Genomic DNA, 17,222 nt, shown 5'->3' on the forward strand with positions numbered 1-17,222 from the left:
CTGTCGACCAGCTTCCACGCGGTCACGCCGAGCGGGATGCCCAGCGCCGCCGCGGTCACCGCGACGGCGAGCAGGATGGCGAGCAGGATCCGGCGCTCCGCCATGCCGGCCGCCGGTCGCGTCCGCTGGGCTCCGCCATGCCGGCCGCCGGTCGCGTCCGCTGGGCTCCGCCATGCCGGTTGTTGGCTTCCTATGCAGTCCCTCCCTGGACCAAGGGATGCAGGTGTTGCCCACGCGTGCGCACACGCTTGACCTGGACAATTCCAAGATCATGTAACGGCAAGGTCACGACAAGGGGCCACCCTCTTGCAGAGTGTCCTACTTGGGTGTCTAATAGACATGTCAGCAGGACAGTCACTCAGGAGGCGACGAGGACCAGGGCACGGCGTCCCTGCGAGTCGATCACCAAGGTGACTTTCCCAACGACAACAACCTTAAGTCCCGTATAGCGCGGGCAGCGGCTTGGGCCGTGCGGTCAGCAGCGAATCCGTGCAGAGCGGAATGGTGAACGACGCGTAGCCAAACGCTCATTTCCAAGAGGGAATGTGTAGTAACTGCGCTTGCAGCACCATTTGTATAGCTCTTGCTATAGAGCGGAGTAGCGCGCATAAATGGCATGCCTGCCACAGGTGTGTCCCCAAGATAAGTCAATGGTGGTCTAGCACCGAAAAACGTCGCAATGTGTAGGCGTTCGGGGTTGTTTTAGGCGGTTGCCGACATTGGGTTTCTCTGGCTTGAGAGCGTCGCTCTCGCCTGCCCATAGCACGCCAAACCCTTACGAGCATGGTTCCTTGCATTGCGCGCTAGTCATAACGGCTTATCCCAACAGTGTTTTAGAGATTCAGGGAATGTGCCATCGAAACGCGCAACCCTCACCAGTGAGCAGTGCCGTATTGCCCGGATACGGGATGTGTCCCCTTTGCGAAGATCTCACAGCGGCGAGCGTTGCGCGTTTCGGTGCCAGTTCACAACTGGCCTGAATCGCTGCCAGTCAACCACTTTCGTACACGAAATGGAGTACCGCCATGACTATGTCCCTGATCGATTGGTCCGCCCGGATTAGCGCCATGGCGGACGCTCTGTCCGTTCCGGACGGCGGATTTTCGGTCAACCCGAGCGACGGTTCCGACGTCGGCACGGGCTATGCGGTTGCCGTACACCCGGAACACGAACGCGTTTTCGACGGTCCCGTGACCAGCCATGATCTTCATGAATACATCACCCAAGCGAAAGACGCTCTTTCGCTGCCCGGTCGCGTTCTCGGCGGGTGGCGCGACCCTGCGACCGGTCGCGTCTACCTCGACGTGTCCGTCGTGACAGCGAACCTGTCCGAGGCAATGACACTCGCGCGGGAAACCGCCCAGCTCGCCATTTTTGATTTTCCGTTATGGAATCCATTCCGGTCACGGTCGCGGCATGAATCAGGGGCAAACCATGAGTGTAGTCATCGTCATGATCAGCGACGGACAAGCGCGACGTATCGCGTCCGATTGGCACGGCGGTATGTCGTCCGCTCTGTATTCCCTCGCGTCATCGGGTGCAATTGACCTTGACCATGTGCGGGATGAGATCTTCCGTGAACTGTGGCAATTGGACGTCGGAGAAGTGCGACGCGAATTGCTCGCGTTGGACAAATACGTACGAACGGCCGGCGCGCGTCTCGCGCAATCGGGATGGTCCCGCTTGTGGGACGACTCGCCGGTAAGCGTGAATCACACCTAGAGGACTGAATTGTCATGCCTGTCCCCAGCGATCACCCATGGTTCCGGGCGCACCCTGTGAGCCACGAAAACATCGTGTGGCACTGGGAACAGGCCACACCCGACGAAATCACGCAAGGAATGCGCTGGTATGCCGATGCTCACCACGTCGCAACCGCCATCGCGAACGGTGACGCTCATCTCGGCGCCGGAATGCTCGCAATTTACTCACCACAGCAAGGATGGATCGGCAACGTCCTTAATGCCGCTCGCGTACTGCGCGAGGGTAAGGGAATCGGTGGGCCCGGTTCCGGAATGTTCGCCACGGCCGGTCAGAAACGCGCTGCTGACCGGTTGCTCGCTGGTGAGAGGTATGAGGACATCCTGAACGGTCCCAAGATTCGCGACTTTGCCCACCTGATCGAGTTCGGCGGAGATCAAGACCCGGATGACCCGCATGTGGTGATCGATCGACACGCGCTCTCGGTGGCGCACGGTCGCGCGCTCACCTCCGAGGAGTACGACTCCGCGCCGGTCAACGGGTTCCGCCGCAAGGACGGAACGGTTTCCCGTCGGCAGTACGACCACGTGGTCAGCCTGTACCGCCGTGCCGCGGAGCTGATCTCCACACGCACGGGAGAAGGGATCTCGGCGCACCAGGTTCAGGCCGTGACCTGGTTGGTCCGTCAACGGCTCAACCAGGAAGCCGAACAACGGCGCGGCCCCAACCGGCTGGACAAGGGACGCAACCACGCTCGCGCGAATTCCGAACGCGCATGGAACGAATTCCGAACTGTCTACCTGCCCCATCTGGCCAATTGCCCCGGTACGGGCTACCAGTCAGCCGCCTAAAGCATCCCGAGTGAGGTCTCACGATGACTGACACACAACACCGTTCGATTCCGACAACCGTGATTCGGATCGGTGATCTCATATTCCTGGACAGTTTCGCCGGACTCGTACCGGCCAAAGTGACCGGGTACACCGCGCGCGGCGAAATCGCCGTTTTGGTCACCGCCACGCGCGGCGCCTACCGCCGTGGCGAACACACCACATTCACCCCGAGTGGCTGCGTCCCCCGCGCACACGTCCGCGTGCGTTGCGGACAGTTCCGCGTCTTCGGTGCGTGGACCTTTGACGGACTGCGCGACGAATTTCAACCGCGCTGGGCCTGAAACCCAGGCACGTAACCGACCCGATCGGCCAACGCCAAAGGGGAGATCACATGTCCACCGACACAGACAACGTCGTAGAGCTTCACTTTCAGTACGCCCAAAACGGTTACCTCATGACAGACGACACGTACGGCGAACAGGACGCCGATAGCGCGGTCGCGTTCACGCGCGATGGGTGCGCGTTTGTCGCCTGCGAGCGCGCACCGCGCGGACGTTGGCGTATCGAGTCCACCGATGGCGCGGCTGGTCCGGTGCCGCTGTCCGCCTACCGGTACCGATTTTCGGACCTGTCGGACGCTGCGGAGTACGTCGCCAAGAAGTGCGGCGCCACGGTCCGCCGAGTCGATTCCTGGATCTAGCGCAATTGTCCGGCGCATCCCCGGAAATTCACTGATTGTCAGCCGCGTGTCTCGGCGCCCGTTCATTCGGGTGCCGCGCAGCTCTCACCCGCGCGCAACGGTTGCAACGGCTCGGCTTTCCGTTGCGGATTGTTCGACTCATCCGCGCGCACGTCATCACCACCGTTTCCCGAATCAGCAAAGGAGTTCAACCATGTTCGTGTACGGCGTGTCCCTCTCCGATATTCACAGCGTCGTACGCGACGTGTCCGGCGCGCTTTACGACGGAAACATCACCGTGCGCACGGGCGAGGATCGCAACAACCGCGCCGGTCCCCGCGCCACGTTCACCCTTCGCGCCACCGACACAGCGGGTTCCGGCGCCAAGGGAAGCGCGTCCGCGTTCGGCAAGGGCACCGGACCGAACGGTAGGCGCCGCACCATTTCCGCGTGCTGGCACGCCCACTACGACGTGTTGGCCGAGTTGTTCGCCCGGTTCCCGGCCGCCCGCGTGGTCACCGCGATCGCCACCTACACCGCGCCCACGTTCCGTGACCGCGCGCTGGCTACCGCGTCCCGGAACGTCGGAAGCCAGTTGTACCCGGTCACCGCGCCGGACTGCTGCGAATGCGACCACACCGACTACGCCAACACCTTCGACCACGCCGACCGCGCCGGCTACGTCGACGACTTCGACTGGATGCCCTCCGGCGACGCGATGCGCCCGAACACCGACGTCGACTACTTCCTTGATCAGCTCGACCGCGTGCTCGCCGAACAGTGACCCCCTTTCCCAGCACCTCAGCACATTCACGCAATTCGACCGACGAAAGCGAGCACCACGATGACCGCTGACCACCCGACCACGCTGGACGCACTACACGCGGAACTCGACCGGGAACGCGCACGGGCCGAGTCTCTGGAGACGGTGAACCGTGTGCAGGCCGCGAGCCTCACCAGCCTGGCCAGGCTCGCGGAGGAACTCCGCTGCCAGGTGGCCGACCTGCACGACGACGCGCTGAGCTCGCGCCCAATGCCAGTGCAGGGCCTGCGCAACGTCACCGGCCGCATGGACGGCTTGGCGACGACCTTGAGCCGAGCGGCACGCGGCTACTCCGGCGCCCGAACCACGGACATGATCTACCCGACCGTGGACGACGACCTCCGCGCACACGGATGGACGCCCCGACCGGACCGGGGCCTGGACGGCGTGTTGCCGCCGATCCCGATCACCGAGCTGGGCGACCGGCGCGGCTATGCGCGCGGCTGGCACCGGGGCCCGCAGTGGATCACATTGTGGTTCACCGGGCCGTGCGCACTGGCCTACGCGAACAGCAGCGACCACGGCCGGCTCACCGACGTCGACGCCGTACGCGCTGTGATCACCTCCCGCCGGCCGTTGTCCGCGGGCGCACTGGCCGAGTGGGTCGCGACCCGGCAGAGGGCGCACACGGTGCCGTTCGATGCCTCGTACGTCCGGGTGTTCGCGCACCTGCGGTCGTCCTGGGGAGGTGGCCTGGTCGTCGATGATCGGTGCGACGAACACGGCGCCCCTGCGCCCGACGGGCCCGGTAAGCGCTCCGTGTGGGCCTGCCCGAGCGACCCAGATTTCCGGCTCTACGTCTGGGGCATCGGCGACCAACCGGCCCATGTCCGCTACTGGGCCGGGCCTGTGGTCGACATGGCCCATCTCGTCCAGATCACCGGCCACGGCCGCTGACCTCAGCACGCCACCGCCGGTCGGCCGTCCCCGTTGACGGTCGGCCGGCGCCTCGCCGTGCGCCGGTTACCGCCACACCTCACCACCAGGTCGGCCGGCTCCGGTCGGGCTGGCCGTTGACCAGCAACCACGGGAGAAACCCCATGACCATCCTCGACTTCGCGCACGCTGTCGCCGAGCACCTCGGGACCGGGTGGCGTGCCTACACCGGTAAGGCCGCTGACAGCTCGGAAGCCCATCTCGCCGGACCGAACGATCAGGTCCTCGACCTGTTCGACGGCACCACCACCGGCCGCAAGTCCGACCAGGGCCGGTTGATCATCGCCGGTCACCTTGGCTTCCTGCGCAACCACGTCCCGCAGAACCACGAGCAGGACCACAAGATCACCGTGGACCAGCGCAAACCGCCCGACGTGATCGCCCACGAGATCCGGCGCCGACTGCTGCCGAACTATGAGGCCGCGCTGCACGCGGCCTGGGACGAGAAGCACGCCCGCGACGGCATCGCCGCCGCCCGTGAGCAACTCGCGGCGACCGTCGCGGCCCGCATGGGCGTGCAGCGCCAAGACCAGGCGACCGACTTCCACTTCGGCACGGTCGACGCAGGAGTCCACGGACGCGTCTGCGTGCGGCCTGGCGCTTCCGACTCGGTGTTCACCGTCCGCGTCCCGCACGACCGGGTGACCGAGTTCGCCCGGCTGCTGGCCACGTTCGGACACCTTCCTTGATCACCTTCGGCCGTTCGGTCCACCCCCGGTGGCCGAACGGCCGGCCTGCGCCCTTGCCGACTCCGCTCACTTCCGGCCCGAAGGGACCGATACCGCCATGACCACCTCCTCCACCACCGCCCCCGTGGCGGACGTTCTCGACTGCGGCCACCCGCCCACTCCGGACCCCACCGGGATCGGCACCGGCCGAGCGATCGACCCGACCACCGGCGCCACGAGCTGCTACCCGTGCTCGGACGAACGCGAACGCGAGGCGATGACCCGCGCGAACACGTTCGTCGGCTACGTGTCCTCGGCCGGTGACGCGCTGACCACCTGGCCCGGCGGACACCTCGCCACGATCGACCCCACCGACGCCCACCAGGTCGGCCGGCGCACCTACACCCCCTCCGGCGGACGGTGGACCCGCTACGTCTGGCACGCCACCGACGTCGACGGAGGCCGCTGGGCAGGCGTCAACGGCGGCCCGGGCCTCGTCATCCGCGTCCACCGGCTGCGCGTGTGCACCTGGCAAACCGAGTTCGGCAACGGCCGCGCCCCGCGCTACTGCCACCGCCGCGCCACCCACGCCGGCCAGGGCGGCGCCTTCGACCTCTACTGCCGCACCCACGCCCGCCAGGTCTTCGACCTCTACGGCTGGACCACCACCGCCCTGCCACCCCGCGCGCTCGCCCAGACCGGCGCGTGACACCGCGCCACCACAAGGAAAGGAGCCCCTCGTGTTCGTGAAGTTCTACGACCGCCTCGACCTGTCACGGGCGCGGCTGGACGACGTGCTCACCGTGCCCGCGAACCGCGCCAAAGCGCTCGACGCGGCGCGAGACCGCCACCTACCGCGCCAGTCGCTCACCCGCGCGACCACCCGCATGGGCTTCTGGGTCTACGTCTTCCAACTCGGCGCCGACGTCCAGCTCGGCACGGTCACCCTGGCCGGCGCCGAGCCCGGACCCGAGAACGTGGTCACGCTGCCGGTCCGCCAGCTCGACCACTACACCACTCCTGGCATGCCGTTGACCGAGATGGCCGGCCTGCTGGCCGCGGTCGCCGAGGACTACCCGCCCACCGCGCTGACCGCGCTGCTGGCCGACAGCCTCACGAAGGTCCTCGACCTGTGGGCCGACGCCCGCCGCCACGGCCGGTCCACGATCGACATCCGCGACCTCGACCGCGCCATCACCAGCGAATTCGCTCCCGCCGTCCGCGCCTGGCGCACCGGCGACGCCTTCCCACGCCCCCGCCTGGCCGACACGGCCTGGCCCGAACTCGTTCCGAGGTGAACACCATGCCTATCGACGACCCCACGACCGCAACCCCGTCCGAGATCGACGAAGAGCTCGCCCGGCTCGGTATCGAGCATGCCAAGGCCACCGACACCGTCAACGGGCTCACCGCCCGCGTCAGGCGCCTGGTGAACGACGGCATGGCTGAGTACGCGACCGAGTTGCGGCCCCGGATCGAGCAGGCTCGCCAGACCATCGCCGAGTGCGAGGCCACCGCGCGCCCCCTCGATGCGGAGTTCGAGCGTCGGGGCGGCTGGACCCGCGCCTGGCTGGTCCTCAACACCGGTGGCCACGTGCACCGCACCATGGCGTGCCGCACCTGCTTCCCCTCCACCCGGTTCGCCTGGCTCACCCAGCTCTCCGGGCACGACGAGACCGAGATCGTCGAGCAGGCCGGCAAGGCCGCGTGCACCGAGTGCTACCCCAGCGCGCCGGTCGACGTCCGCAACCGGCCCAGCCGGATCAAGACCCCCGAGCAACTCGCGAGGGAAGCGGAGAAAGTCGAACGCGCGAAGGCCAAAGCCGCCAAAGCGATCACCGCACCGGATGGAACACCCTTGCGCACCAAGGGGTATGGGCAGATCGACACCGAGTTCACCGCCCGTCGCTCCTACGCGGACGCCTTGGCCTACGCCCGGTATCTGACCAGGGCAAGCATCGCTCACCACCGAGACACCATCGCCGAGTACCAGGAGGACGCTCGGCTCATCCTCGCTGCGCTGGCCGCGAAGCACGGCCGCACTGAGGACGACCTGCGCGCCGAACTGGCGCCCAAGGTCGAAGCCAGGTGGAAGCGCGAATACAAGTAGCGGCGCCAACTGTCGCCTGTGTCTGGCTGGCACGCGTCCCTGCCTACGCACCTATCCGCGTCCCACGAGAGGACCCTCCCGATGATTCTGGTCGAAACGCTGGAAGACCTGGTTTACAACTACCTCGAAGATCCCGTCCGGCCCGGCTCGGCCGTCGGCAAGGTCAACGCGCAAGACCTCGTCAGCCACGTCGTGCAGCACCTCGCCGAGCGCGGGGTCGACGTGGGTTTTCAGGACGGCTCGCGCCTCACCACATCAGGCAGCACGCCCCGGCGGCCCGAGCCCGAGCGGCACCGTCTTCCCTTGGTACTCCAGGAAAACGACGACGGGCACGTCCGCATCTACTGCGACGGCCGCGACTGCGTCTGGTCCTGGCCGCTCTACCAGCACGCGAGCGCGCAGACCAACGGCGACACGATCACCAACGCCGTCGAGCATGCCATCCGGCGGCACCGCCACGCCTGACCACTCCGGCGACCAGCTACGCACATCGGCGCGATGCCCTCCCCAGCACCAACTCGCCACGGGGAGGGCATCGCGCTGCATGGACTGCTAAACATCCGAAGGAGCTCGAACCGCCATGACTACCAACGACATTTGCGATGCCCGGCAACTGATCGCCGAGATCAACGTCCCCGCGGAACGGCCGCGCTGGGCTTGGTGGGCCCCCGGTGACGCCACCCGCTACCACGCCACGCTGATCAACGCAGCACCCAGCGCCACCATAGTCGGCACCGCGTCCGGCGGCACCTTCCGCGCTCTCGTGATCACGATCGACATGTTCACCTTACGTCCCACCTCGATCGTGATCCCGCGGCCCACTGCCGACCTAGACCGTTACACCGCCGAGGAATGGCTCTTCCGGCGGTTTCCTGGTGGCTGGTGGGCCGGTATCCGGCCGCTGCTGGCCGCACTGGGCTGGACGCCCACGACCGACCGCGACACCAGCTACCGCAACAACGACCACCGCGACATCACCACGGCACAGCGCAACCCAGACGCCGACCGCTAGCACCAGGCGCCGCAGTTGCCACCGGCCACACGGCCGGACCACCCCACCCGCACCCACGTCACACCGGCCCGCGTCCGCGCGGGCCGGCGATGACGGCCGCCCGCCGTCCGAGGAGATCATCATGAACAGCACCGGCAACACCGATCTGTCCACCGTCGCCGATACGGCCAACCGTGCCGCCACCTTCGAACCGATGACGAACGAGGACGAACGGCCGACGATCACCGTCGCCGGAGTCCACGTCGCGCTCTACGTCGACCCGACCAGCCGTCAGGTCCGAGTTTCGATCGATCTCGACGACACCGAGTCGTGGCTGCTGCGCAACGACAAGGACAGCACGGTTCCACTGCGCATCTGCGTCCAGGGCGACCTCACGTTCGAGGGCTGACAAAACCGATCGCGCGAGCGTCGGCCCGCGCTCGCGCCATTCGCGCATCGCCGAACGACTCCACTGATCGTCCACTCAGGACATCTCATCGCGTCACGTTGATGAAGAGGTGACTCATGCACGCGTCAACCACCGACATGCCGGACCTCGCCGCCTATGACGTCATCCTCGTCAACAGCAGCGGCGGAAAGGACTCACAAGCAATGCTCGACGAGGTCTGTACCCTCGCCGAGGCCGCGGGAGTCCTCGATCACATCACGGTCCTGCACTGCGCGCTCGGCCACGTCGAGTGGCCCGGCACCAGCGAACTCGCCCGCAAACAGGCCGAGCACTACGGGGTGCGCTACGAACAACGCCACCGCGAGCAAGGACTACTCCTCGACCAAGTTCGCCGCCGCGGTCGCTGGCCTTCGGCCTCGGCTCGCTACTGCACTTCGGATCAGAAGCGAGGCCCAGCAAGGAAACTCATCACGCAACTGGTCACCGAGCTCGGCGATCTAGGCCGTCCGGCCCGCGTGCTGAACTGCATGGGCCTGCGCGCCGAGGAGTCCCGCGCTCGGCTGAAGAAGGCACGCCTGAGCCGTGACGAGGCCGCCAGCAGCGGCCGGCGCACTGTAGACACCTGGCTTCCAATCCACGACTGGACCGAAAGTCAAGTGTGGCAACGCATCCGGGCGTCCGGCGTGCCGTACCACCCGGCCTACGACCAGGGCATGACCCGCCTGTCGTGCTCGCTCTGTGTGCTCGGCAGCCGCGCGGATCTCGTGCGCGCAGCACAACACCGTCCGTCACTGGCCGCCGAGTATGCCGAACTGGAAGCCGAGATCGGGCACCGATTCCGCAACGACCTGTCCATGGCCGAGATCATCACCGCCGCCGAGCAAGCCACAACCGCGGAACACAGCGAGGAGACAGCCACGATCGAGCTCGGCCAGGGCCAACTGTGGTGGCCGAGGTTCGAGCGCCAGTCCGACCGTTACGGCACCGTGTTCCTGCTCACCGGCCCGGACGCCGAGGACTACGTCTCCTTCGAGAACGCACCCGTCGGCCAATCTGGGCAACTGGTCGCCGTCGTGGTCGAGACCCGTCGCTCTGGCCACTGTGGCGACATCGCGCGGGCCTTGGCGCCCACCACGCCGACGGTTGGCGAGGAGATCACGCTCGGCGTCGGCACGTTGTTCACCGACACCGATGCCGATCTCGGCGTTCCCACTGCGGTCGGCCTCGCGCCGGCCGACCACCGGGACATCGACTGGCTCGACCCGCGCGCCTTGTACCGCTGCCACAACCAAACCGTGCGGCTCGAATTCCGCACCGGCAGCCACGCCAACAGGCACGCACGCGAAACCAGGCCACGCGCAGCCTGACAGCCCGCAGTCGGGCCCGACGCGGGCATCCGCCTCACCGCCATTCCCCACCTTCAGCGTCGCGCACGGCCTTCGCGTGCGTGCGCGACGCGACCACCCCCATGGAGACAGGAGAAAGGATCATGACCGACGTCACCGTGCCCCCGATTCCGTTGTCGCTACAGCACCTCCCGACCGTGGGCGGATTGGTCGTGCCCTGGATCACGCCTCGCACGGCCGACGGTCGCTACCTCTACGGCTCGGTCGACCGCGATCGAGTGGGCCGCGCCTTGGTCAACCGGTGGTGCGGAGTGTGCGGCCGTCCGCTGGAGCACCGCGCCGTGCTGATGATGCGGCTGTCCGACCTGCCACGGCAGTGCACGAGCGAGCCAGCGCTACACCCCTGGTGCGCCGCGTACACCAGAGAGTCCTGCCCGATGATCGGCGGACGACTGGAGCACTACCGCTCGTCCCTGCCGCGGCTGGACACGAACATGCTGCCGGCGCCGGATGCGGCGGCTCGCCAAGGCGCTGCTGCCGAACCGTGGTTCGCCGTGTGGCTCGCCGGCTATCGAGTCATCACCGACCACGGCAATCTCGCCGCCTCCTACGCCGGTACGCGGCCCCTGCGTATCCGGCCCATCACCTGGCGCCTGCCGAACATCTTCTAACCACCGCAGCCGACCCCGCGCGGATCGACTGCACCGCAACGACATCAGCACGGAGGACGAAATGCAAAGGAGGACACGAACAACCGCCGAACCTCGCGACTTGATGCCCTACGTTTGGTCGTACGGCATGGGCGCGGAATCAACAGCCGGAATTCTCCGCATGCTCACCGACCCGACCGCCCGACCCGACACGATCGCGCCGGACTTCTCCAACCTGGTCATCGTCATCGCCCAGACCGGAGACGAGTGGAGCACCACCGGAAGGCTCGTCCAGCACTACATTCTTCCCTTGCTCCGCAAGCACAACGTCAGACTGGTCGAAGTCGCCCGGAGGGGTCTGACCAAAAAGGACGGTGTCGCCGTACTCCAGGACACCCGGCAACCGTACCGGCTGCACCTCGACGGCGTGTACAAGCTCTCCCGCGAGAACCGCGTCACCGGCACCATGCCGCAGCTCGGCGGAGTCCGGAAGTGCAGCCAGAAAGCCAAGGGAGCGCCACAGGATTCCTGGCGTGCCAACGAGTTCGGCGACCAACCCTATATCCACGCGCTCGGGTTCAACGTCCACGAGTACACCAGGATCACGCGCGATGCCGCGTATTCCATGGGCGGACAACGCATCCCAACGTACCCGATTTACGAATGGGGATGGAGCCGACAGGACTGCCTCGACTACCTCTACCGCAAACTCGGCGTGGCGTGGCCGAAAAGTTGCTGCCGACACTGTCCCTACGCTGGCAACAAGTCCGGCTGGCCTGAGCAACTCGCACGGTTCGCCGCGCTGCCAACCGAAGCGGCACAGCACATCATCGACGAGTACGTCTGCCTGGCGCTCAACCCTCGATCAGGGCTGTTCGGGCCCGGCAAGTCGCTCATCACGCGACTGCACCGTGACCAGGTGACCGAGCCCATCACGCTCGCCGTCGCCCGCATGAAGACGATGCCGTGGGCGATCTACCGCGTGCGCCGGCTCTACTACGCGCCGGCCAACGCGATCCGATCCGTGGACAGCGTCCTGCTCGGTGGACACCGCACCGTCCACACCGCACTGACCGAACTCAGCCGCCTCGTCGACATCCCGCTGACGAAGAACGAGGAGATCGCCGGAGCACCCGCCCGCGACGGTGACCGAGATACCCACCGCCGGCTGTGGCTCCGCAAGCGCAGCGAAGGGACCTATCCGACCCAGGAGGAGTTCTACACGGTCGCGCCCGCCCAGGCACAGGACAAGGAACTCGACAGCTTCGCCGGTGCCTGGGCCGACCACACCGACGAGGCGCTGGTCCGGCTGGAGTGCCGCGTCGACACGGCCATCACCGTCGTGCAGCAAGCCCTCATCGACAGCCAAGGCCCTAGCAACGCGGCCTGAACCACTCACCGAAATCTCTGTTCTCTTGAAGGGATACCGCCATGTCTCGGTTCGACCTGCACCCCGCGCACATCGACGGACTCGTCAACGCCGGACTGCAATTCGGCCTGATCGGCATCTTCGACGATCTCACCCCGGTCGGCCAGATGCTGCTTCAGCAGCACCGACCCCACCGCGACGTCGAGCAGGAGGATGGCAAACCGCCGGACTACGTCGCGACGGTGACCGACCGCGCGTTGCATCCGATCGCCGTGCTGTGCCTGCTGGAGTGCTACGAGTACCAGACCAGCGGCACCATCGGCTGGCACACCAGCGAGGCGCACGACTGGACACGTCGCTTGCGCGAGACGGTGCTGACCCGGCTGCCCGCCGAGGCCACAGCGACCGTGCGCCATGGAGCGAACTACGTCCCGGCCTACCGGCTTCTGGCTGCCTACGCCGAAACACCGTGGGGCATCACGGAACTCGACCAGATCCCCGAAGTAGTGGACGGCGTCATCAAGGTTCCGGTCGTCCGGAAAGGACTGCGCGCGGAGATCCTGACCGGCCCGATCCACTGCCCCAACAAGGGCCTGTCCTCCCGCGTGCGCTACGTGACGATCCTCGGCGTCGGGGAAGACCGGACGCTGCCGGCCTTCGCCCGGATCTCCGAACCCTCCAACGACGCGCCGGGTGTCTACCTGCTGTTCCAGTACGGACGCTACGTCGCACGCCCAGCCGACGCTCCGCCCGGCAAGTGGTTCATGGCCTCCGGCGCGCACCTCCACACCAGTGATGGGCGCTGGCGCGAGCTGATCGGGCACAGCCTGCCCATCCCGCTGCACGACCGCACCGAGCCCTAGGCGTGCCCCGTCAACCGCACCTGCGAAGCCCTACCCATCGAGGAGTTGCACCATGCCTTCACACGACGAATTGCACGCCCGGCTGTTTCTCCTGCGCGCGGCCGAACCACCGGCGCCCGCCATTCACCACTACGTCGCCGTCCACGGGCCGGTTGACGCCGTCGCGCAGATCCGGCACGGCACCGCCCCCGCCGCTGTGCTCAGCGAGGTCACCCGGCCTGATCCCCGGATCGACGACGACCTGCGGGCCCTCGACAGCGGCACGGCGCGCCTGCTCACGCCCGAAGACCACGACTGGCCGCTCGGCCGGCTGACCGCCCTGGCCGGCCTCGGCGCCCCGCTCGCGCTGTGGGTGCGCGGAAGCGGCTCGATGGCCGAGCTCACCAACCTCGCCGCCACCGTCACGGGCGCCCGCGCGTCGACGGAGCACGGAAACACAGTCGCGGGGGACGTCAGTTACGAGCTCGCCCGTGCCGGGGTGACCGTGCTCAGCGGCGGCAGCCTCGGCGTGGACGAAGCAGCGCACCGCGGCGCACTGGCCGCAGACGGCAGGACGATCGTCGTGCTCGCCAACGGGGTCGACCGTACCCATCCGCACCAGCACGCCCAGCTCTACCAGGCGGTGATCGAGCAGGGCGGGTTGCTGGTCAGCGAGTACCCGATCGGCACACGACCGACCCGCATCCGGTTCCACGCGCGGTGCCGGCTGCTGGCTGCTCTCGCCGCGGCGACCCTGATCGTCGAGGCCGGGCAGCGCAGCGGCGCCCTCGCCGTCGCCCGAGCCGCTGCCGAGCTCGGCCGGCGGGTCTACGGCGTACCGGGACCGAGCCACTCCGTGACGTCGAAGGGCGTCAACGAGCTGCTGCGCACCGGCGCCGCCACCGTGGCCAGCTCAGTCGAGCACATCAACTACCAGGAGGGAGTGCGATGAACGGCCCCGACCGCTACCAGGCTGATCTGGCCAATCTACAGCTCCCGGACGAGTGGCAGGTCGACGTAGCGATCCGTCCGCGGCGCCGCAGCGTCGGCATCGAGGTAAAGCCCGGCGGCGCCGTAACCATCCTGGTCCCGCCCACGGCAGACCCGGACCAGGTCATGCGGTTCGTCCGCAGCCGGCGTCGCTGGATCACCGAGAAGGTCGTAACAGCCGCGCGACTGGCTCCCGACCACCCGGTCAAAGCACTGGTCGACGGCGACGAGTTCGACCTACTCGGTCAGCGCTACCGGCTCCAGCTCGTCGCTGCCCCGCCCGTGGACATCGGGCAGCTGCCGGCGGCAACGGCGGATCGGATTCTGTACGCACGTGCAGATCCACCGGAACACATTCGCCGGGCGATCATCGGCTGGTACCGGGAGGTCGGACTCTCCTGGGTGAAGCGAGAGGGCCGCCACTACGAGCTGGACGGCCGGATCGAGGGCCTACGCTACGAGGTCCGAGATCTCGGCAGACGCCGCTGGGGGCTTTACCGCGGCAAACCCAAGCACATCACAGCTCTGCACTGGGCGGTCTTCGGCCTGCCCGTGCACCTCGTCGAGTACGTGCTCGTACACGAGCAGGCCCACGCGACGAGACCAGGCGGTCGCCCCCATGGACCCGCCTGGCGACGACGCATGAACCTGTGGATGCCCGACTGGCAGCAGCGCCAGGCCGAACTCGCCGAAGTCGGCCGTCACTGCTGGCTCGGGGACCACAAGGAGCGCGCCGGTAGCTAGCCGACCGCTCCCTGATATCGAACCCAGCCGCAAGCATCGGCGAGGGCGACGTCAGCATCACCCGACGTCGCCCTCGCCGTGTCCTCACAACCGGAATGATAGACATGTGTGATAGACATCCCCAGACCACGTTGTGTCGGCGCGTACGACCCAACGACGCCACGCGAGAGAGGCTCCCTGATGAGCGACCCCGCGGAAGTCCTTCAGCTTCGGGCCAGCCGGGCCGAGGTCGAGGGGATCAAAAAGGAACTGGAAGCCGCCCGTACTCAGCAGGCCGAACTCGAAGAGAAGATCAACGGGCTGCTCGCAAAGCAGCGAGAGGCCCGTAAGAAGCGCCGCAAGGCTGTGCTCGCCGCAGACGCTGCCGGAGTGCCGCGGTTGAGGATCTCCAAGGAAGTCGGCATGCAGCGCAGCAACGTGTACAAACTCCTCGAAGGCGACGACAGCGACGAATCCTAGGCACCGTGGTAGCCGTCGAAACCCTGGGTAAGTCGAGAGAGCGGCAGCACCGTCGTCCAGCAGGAGCAACATCATGAGCAACGACCAGTGGCCGACACCCGGCCAGTGGGCGGAGCTGTTGGATCAGCCCTCCACCGATGACGAAACCCGCGGATCGGTCAGCTCCACCCGGCTACCGACGGTGTGGCTCGAAGCTCATACCCGCCGAGCCCGAGGCGGGGATGATCACGGAGCTCTACCGCCGTGTCCTGCAGGACGGCGGCCTCCCGTCCGACTGACGACGCGAATGCCGGTTCGACAACCACGATGACAATGGCCGGTCGAGATGAGGAGTGAGCACGCTGAATCCGTGGCTCCAAGCGGCACGCAGCTCGCTGACGGCTTTGGTCGCCGCGGCCGGCGCGTTCCTGGGTGTACGCCTGTCTGTGCGTGGCGGCGACCGAGCCACGGTGCAACGAGAAGGAGCCGCCCGCCGCGAGGAGTGGTGGCGCCGCTTCACTTGGGCTGCTGAGCTTGCCCTTGACGAGTCACCTACCAAGCGGGCAACCGGACTGCGAACGCTGACACAGCTCGCTCAATCGGAGCTCGCCCAGCGCGACGAGTCCTCATTCTGGATGCGTTTCCTGGGCGCGTGCTGGACGAGGCGGCGAGTAGGCCCGATGGGGAATCGACGGAGGAACAGATCGCGGCGGCGCAATTGCGACTGGTTCTTGATCGAAAGCTAGGTCACGACACGCCGGACTATGTCCGGCGCATGGCTGGCGAAAGTCGCTCTTATCGGACTGCGGCAAGGCGAAACCGGCGCATAAATACCACTCTTCAAGCGAGTGCCCTCACTGGCTCGATTATTGCAGCGAGTCTTGCCGGTGCCGGAGCGGGCGATTCAACGCTACTCCAGGTTGCTGCGGTCACGATGACACTGACTGCCGCCATCCTCGGGCTCCTGATCTATTTCAAGTTCAAAGACCGAGCAATGAATCTCGCACGCACTGCCGATGACTTGGATCCCGATGCTGCCTCTGCTGGTTGAGGATGACTATCGAACAGATGCTGCGGAACGATGTCGAGGTGCATGTGATTCTCGTTGTTGACCCGACGGTGCTTGTTACGAAGCGCGGACATGCCTGGGCCGACGACGCAGGTCGCGGTACTGACACGTCCGTATTGACCTCGAACACCTTTCTCCAGTGCGTCACCGACAACGACGAGCGAGGGCTCGGCGTGTACCGCCCGCGCGCACTCTTCGGCTACAGCTCACTCCCCCTAGCTCCGCTGTGGCTCCAGGGTGTAACTGCTGAGCAGGGCTCGCAGGTCGACGATGTCAGCACGCGCCTCGCCGAGATGGGACCAGGCGGACACATCGCAGCCGATCTCTGGTATGTCCTCAAGCTGGCGGCAGGGCGGAACGTCTGGCTCATTGCTCAACGACTGACCACGCGCGACCAATTCGTGCAAGCTGGCGTTCGACTCATCGTCGAAGGCGGCGACGGATACGTGGCCGCAACTCGCGAAATCGAACCGGGACTCGGCGCCGAGTTGACAAAGGGAATGGCTCGCAGTGCTCGCTTCTTAGCGTTGCCAGCCGATCGGCACCCGGAGTTTGCTTGGTCGCCACGTCCGACTCTAATCGTCTACGATCGCGGAGCAGCCCGTAAGACTTAAAGTGTGCATT

General features: G+C 66.6%; 22 protein-coding genes. All 22 read left to right on the plus strand.

All coding sequences use genetic code 11. The annotated features are described in order from the left end of the window. Positions 1–1,025 precede the first annotated feature (1,025 nt). The 22 genes from ABZ215_RS21770 to ABZ215_RS21875 all read left to right on the plus strand — a co-directional run bounded on the left by ABZ215_RS21770 (position 1,026) and on the right by ABZ215_RS21875 (position 17,212). Positions 1,026–1,547: a hypothetical protein gene (locus tag ABZ215_RS21770; protein ID WP_354951137.1), complete on the plus strand. Its 522-nt coding sequence runs from the start codon at positions 1,026–1,028 to the stop codon at positions 1,545–1,547. A gap of 231 nt (positions 1,548–1,778) precedes the next feature. Next, positions 1,779–2,552: a hypothetical protein gene (locus tag ABZ215_RS21775; protein ID WP_354951139.1), complete on the plus strand. Its 774-nt coding sequence runs from the start codon at positions 1,779–1,781 to the stop codon at positions 2,550–2,552. 23 nt (positions 2,553–2,575) lie between these two features. After that, on the plus strand, positions 2,576–2,875 hold the full coding sequence (locus ABZ215_RS21780) for a hypothetical protein (RefSeq protein WP_354951141.1): 300 nt from the start codon (positions 2,576–2,578) through the stop codon (positions 2,873–2,875). Positions 2,876–2,925: 50 nt separating this feature from the next. Next, positions 2,926–3,234 (plus strand): hypothetical protein, encoded by a 309-nt coding sequence (locus tag ABZ215_RS21785; protein WP_354951143.1) that lies wholly within the window; start codon positions 2,926–2,928, stop codon positions 3,232–3,234. Positions 3,235–3,427: 193 nt separating this feature from the next. Beyond that, a complete protein-coding gene (locus ABZ215_RS21790) occupies positions 3,428–3,997 on the plus strand; it encodes a hypothetical protein (protein ID WP_354951145.1) in 570 nt (189 codons plus the stop codon). 60 nt (positions 3,998–4,057) lie between these two features. After that, positions 4,058–4,933 carry a hypothetical protein gene (locus ABZ215_RS21795; protein ID WP_354951147.1) on the plus strand — a complete coding sequence of 292 codons (876 nt, stop codon included), beginning with the start codon at positions 4,058–4,060 and terminating at the stop codon, positions 4,931–4,933. Between the two features lie 143 nt (positions 4,934–5,076). After that, positions 5,077–5,661 (plus strand): hypothetical protein, encoded by a 585-nt coding sequence (locus tag ABZ215_RS21800; RefSeq protein ID WP_354951149.1) that lies wholly within the window; start codon positions 5,077–5,079, stop codon positions 5,659–5,661. 97 nt (positions 5,662–5,758) lie between these two features. After that, positions 5,759–6,349, plus strand: coding sequence for a hypothetical protein (locus tag ABZ215_RS21805; RefSeq protein ID WP_354951151.1), 591 nt, complete (start codon positions 5,759–5,761; stop codon positions 6,347–6,349). A 31-nt stretch (positions 6,350–6,380) separates the two neighbouring features. After that, positions 6,381–6,938, plus strand: coding sequence for a hypothetical protein (locus ABZ215_RS21810; protein ID WP_354951153.1), 558 nt, complete (start codon positions 6,381–6,383; stop codon positions 6,936–6,938). A gap of 5 nt (positions 6,939–6,943) precedes the next feature. Further along, positions 6,944–7,750 carry a hypothetical protein gene (locus ABZ215_RS21815; protein ID WP_354951155.1) on the plus strand — a complete coding sequence of 269 codons (807 nt, stop codon included), beginning with the start codon at positions 6,944–6,946 and terminating at the stop codon, positions 7,748–7,750. Between the two features lie 81 nt (positions 7,751–7,831). Next, on the plus strand, positions 7,832–8,215 hold the full coding sequence (locus ABZ215_RS21820; protein ID WP_354951157.1) for a hypothetical protein: 384 nt from the start codon (positions 7,832–7,834) through the stop codon (positions 8,213–8,215). 115 nt (positions 8,216–8,330) lie between these two features. Next, positions 8,331–8,762, plus strand: coding sequence for a hypothetical protein (locus ABZ215_RS21825; RefSeq protein WP_354951159.1), 432 nt, complete (start codon positions 8,331–8,333; stop codon positions 8,760–8,762). Positions 8,763–8,883: 121 nt separating this feature from the next. After that, entirely contained in the window at positions 8,884–9,150 is a 267-nt protein-coding gene (locus tag ABZ215_RS21830) for a hypothetical protein (RefSeq protein WP_354951161.1), read from the plus strand. Positions 9,151–9,266: 116 nt separating this feature from the next. After that, positions 9,267–10,517: a phosphoadenosine phosphosulfate reductase family protein gene (locus ABZ215_RS21835; protein WP_354951163.1), complete on the plus strand. Its 1,251-nt coding sequence runs from the start codon at positions 9,267–9,269 to the stop codon at positions 10,515–10,517. A gap of 122 nt (positions 10,518–10,639) precedes the next feature. Beyond that, positions 10,640–11,167 (plus strand): hypothetical protein, encoded by a 528-nt coding sequence (locus ABZ215_RS21840; RefSeq protein WP_354951165.1) that lies wholly within the window; start codon positions 10,640–10,642, stop codon positions 11,165–11,167. Between the two features lie 160 nt (positions 11,168–11,327). Next, positions 11,328–12,536 (plus strand): hypothetical protein, encoded by a 1,209-nt coding sequence (locus ABZ215_RS21845; protein WP_354951167.1) that lies wholly within the window; start codon positions 11,328–11,330, stop codon positions 12,534–12,536. Positions 12,537–12,577: 41 nt separating this feature from the next. Further along, positions 12,578–13,378 carry a hypothetical protein gene (locus ABZ215_RS21850; RefSeq protein ID WP_354951169.1) on the plus strand — a complete coding sequence of 267 codons (801 nt, stop codon included), beginning with the start codon at positions 12,578–12,580 and terminating at the stop codon, positions 13,376–13,378. A gap of 52 nt (positions 13,379–13,430) precedes the next feature. Then, the gene (gene dprA, locus ABZ215_RS21855; protein ID WP_354951171.1) at positions 13,431–14,309 is read left to right on the plus strand and encodes a DNA-processing protein DprA; all 879 of its coding nucleotides are present in this window, start codon (positions 13,431–13,433) and stop codon (positions 14,307–14,309) included. Then, positions 14,306–15,091 (plus strand): YgjP-like metallopeptidase domain-containing protein, encoded by a 786-nt coding sequence (locus ABZ215_RS21860; protein ID WP_354951173.1) that lies wholly within the window; start codon positions 14,306–14,308, stop codon positions 15,089–15,091. Before dprA ends, ABZ215_RS21860 begins: the two co-directional genes overlap by 4 nt. Before the next feature lie 180 nt (positions 15,092–15,271). Then, positions 15,272–15,550: a hypothetical protein gene (locus ABZ215_RS21865; protein ID WP_354951175.1), complete on the plus strand. Its 279-nt coding sequence runs from the start codon at positions 15,272–15,274 to the stop codon at positions 15,548–15,550. 631 nt (positions 15,551–16,181) lie between these two features. Next, entirely contained in the window at positions 16,182–16,580 is a 399-nt protein-coding gene (locus ABZ215_RS21870) for an SLATT domain-containing protein (protein ID WP_354951178.1), read from the plus strand. A gap of 2 nt (positions 16,581–16,582) precedes the next feature. Next, on the plus strand, positions 16,583–17,212 hold the full coding sequence (locus tag ABZ215_RS21875; protein ID WP_354951180.1) for a hypothetical protein: 630 nt from the start codon (positions 16,583–16,585) through the stop codon (positions 17,210–17,212). Positions 17,213–17,222: the final 10 nt, after the last annotated feature.

This window comes from Amycolatopsis sp. NPDC006131 (assembly GCF_040614175.1).
In the GTDB taxonomy this organism is placed as follows: domain Bacteria; phylum Actinomycetota; class Actinomycetes; order Mycobacteriales; family Pseudonocardiaceae; genus Amycolatopsis_E; species Amycolatopsis_E tucumanensis.

What these genes read in the sequence shown, in the direction of transcription:
- ABZ215_RS21770 (WP_354951137.1), top strand. Translation starts at nt 1,026, where the DNA reads ATGACTATGTCCCTGATCGATTGGTCCGCCCGGATTAGCGCCATGGCG.
- ABZ215_RS21780 (WP_354951141.1), top strand. Translation starts at nt 2,576, where the DNA reads ATGACTGACACACAACACCGTTCGATTCCGACAACCGTGATTCGGATC.
- ABZ215_RS21785 (WP_354951143.1), top strand. Translation starts at nt 2,926, where the DNA reads ATGTCCACCGACACAGACAACGTCGTAGAGCTTCACTTTCAGTACGCC.
- ABZ215_RS21790 (WP_354951145.1), top strand. Translation starts at nt 3,428, where the DNA reads ATGTTCGTGTACGGCGTGTCCCTCTCCGATATTCACAGCGTCGTACGC.
- ABZ215_RS21795 (WP_354951147.1), top strand. Translation starts at nt 4,058, where the DNA reads ATGACCGCTGACCACCCGACCACGCTGGACGCACTACACGCGGAACTC.
- ABZ215_RS21800 (WP_354951149.1), top strand. Translation starts at nt 5,077, where the DNA reads ATGACCATCCTCGACTTCGCGCACGCTGTCGCCGAGCACCTCGGGACC.
- ABZ215_RS21805 (WP_354951151.1), top strand. Translation starts at nt 5,759, where the DNA reads ATGACCACCTCCTCCACCACCGCCCCCGTGGCGGACGTTCTCGACTGC.
- ABZ215_RS21815 (WP_354951155.1), top strand. Translation starts at nt 6,944, where the DNA reads ATGCCTATCGACGACCCCACGACCGCAACCCCGTCCGAGATCGACGAA.
- ABZ215_RS21820 (WP_354951157.1), top strand. Translation starts at nt 7,832, where the DNA reads ATGATTCTGGTCGAAACGCTGGAAGACCTGGTTTACAACTACCTCGAA.
- ABZ215_RS21825 (WP_354951159.1), top strand. Translation starts at nt 8,331, where the DNA reads ATGACTACCAACGACATTTGCGATGCCCGGCAACTGATCGCCGAGATC.
- ABZ215_RS21830 (WP_354951161.1), top strand. Translation starts at nt 8,884, where the DNA reads ATGAACAGCACCGGCAACACCGATCTGTCCACCGTCGCCGATACGGCC.
- ABZ215_RS21835 (WP_354951163.1), top strand. Translation starts at nt 9,267, where the DNA reads ATGCACGCGTCAACCACCGACATGCCGGACCTCGCCGCCTATGACGTC.
- ABZ215_RS21840 (WP_354951165.1), top strand. Translation starts at nt 10,640, where the DNA reads ATGACCGACGTCACCGTGCCCCCGATTCCGTTGTCGCTACAGCACCTC.
- ABZ215_RS21845 (WP_354951167.1), top strand. Translation starts at nt 11,328, where the DNA reads ATGCTCACCGACCCGACCGCCCGACCCGACACGATCGCGCCGGACTTC.
- ABZ215_RS21850 (WP_354951169.1), top strand. Translation starts at nt 12,578, where the DNA reads ATGTCTCGGTTCGACCTGCACCCCGCGCACATCGACGGACTCGTCAAC.
- dprA (WP_354951171.1), top strand. Translation starts at nt 13,431, where the DNA reads ATGCCTTCACACGACGAATTGCACGCCCGGCTGTTTCTCCTGCGCGCG.
- ABZ215_RS21860 (WP_354951173.1), top strand. Translation starts at nt 14,306, where the DNA reads ATGAACGGCCCCGACCGCTACCAGGCTGATCTGGCCAATCTACAGCTC.
- ABZ215_RS21865 (WP_354951175.1), top strand. Translation starts at nt 15,272, where the DNA reads ATGAGCGACCCCGCGGAAGTCCTTCAGCTTCGGGCCAGCCGGGCCGAG.
- ABZ215_RS21875 (WP_354951180.1), top strand. Translation starts at nt 16,583, where the DNA reads ATGACTATCGAACAGATGCTGCGGAACGATGTCGAGGTGCATGTGATT.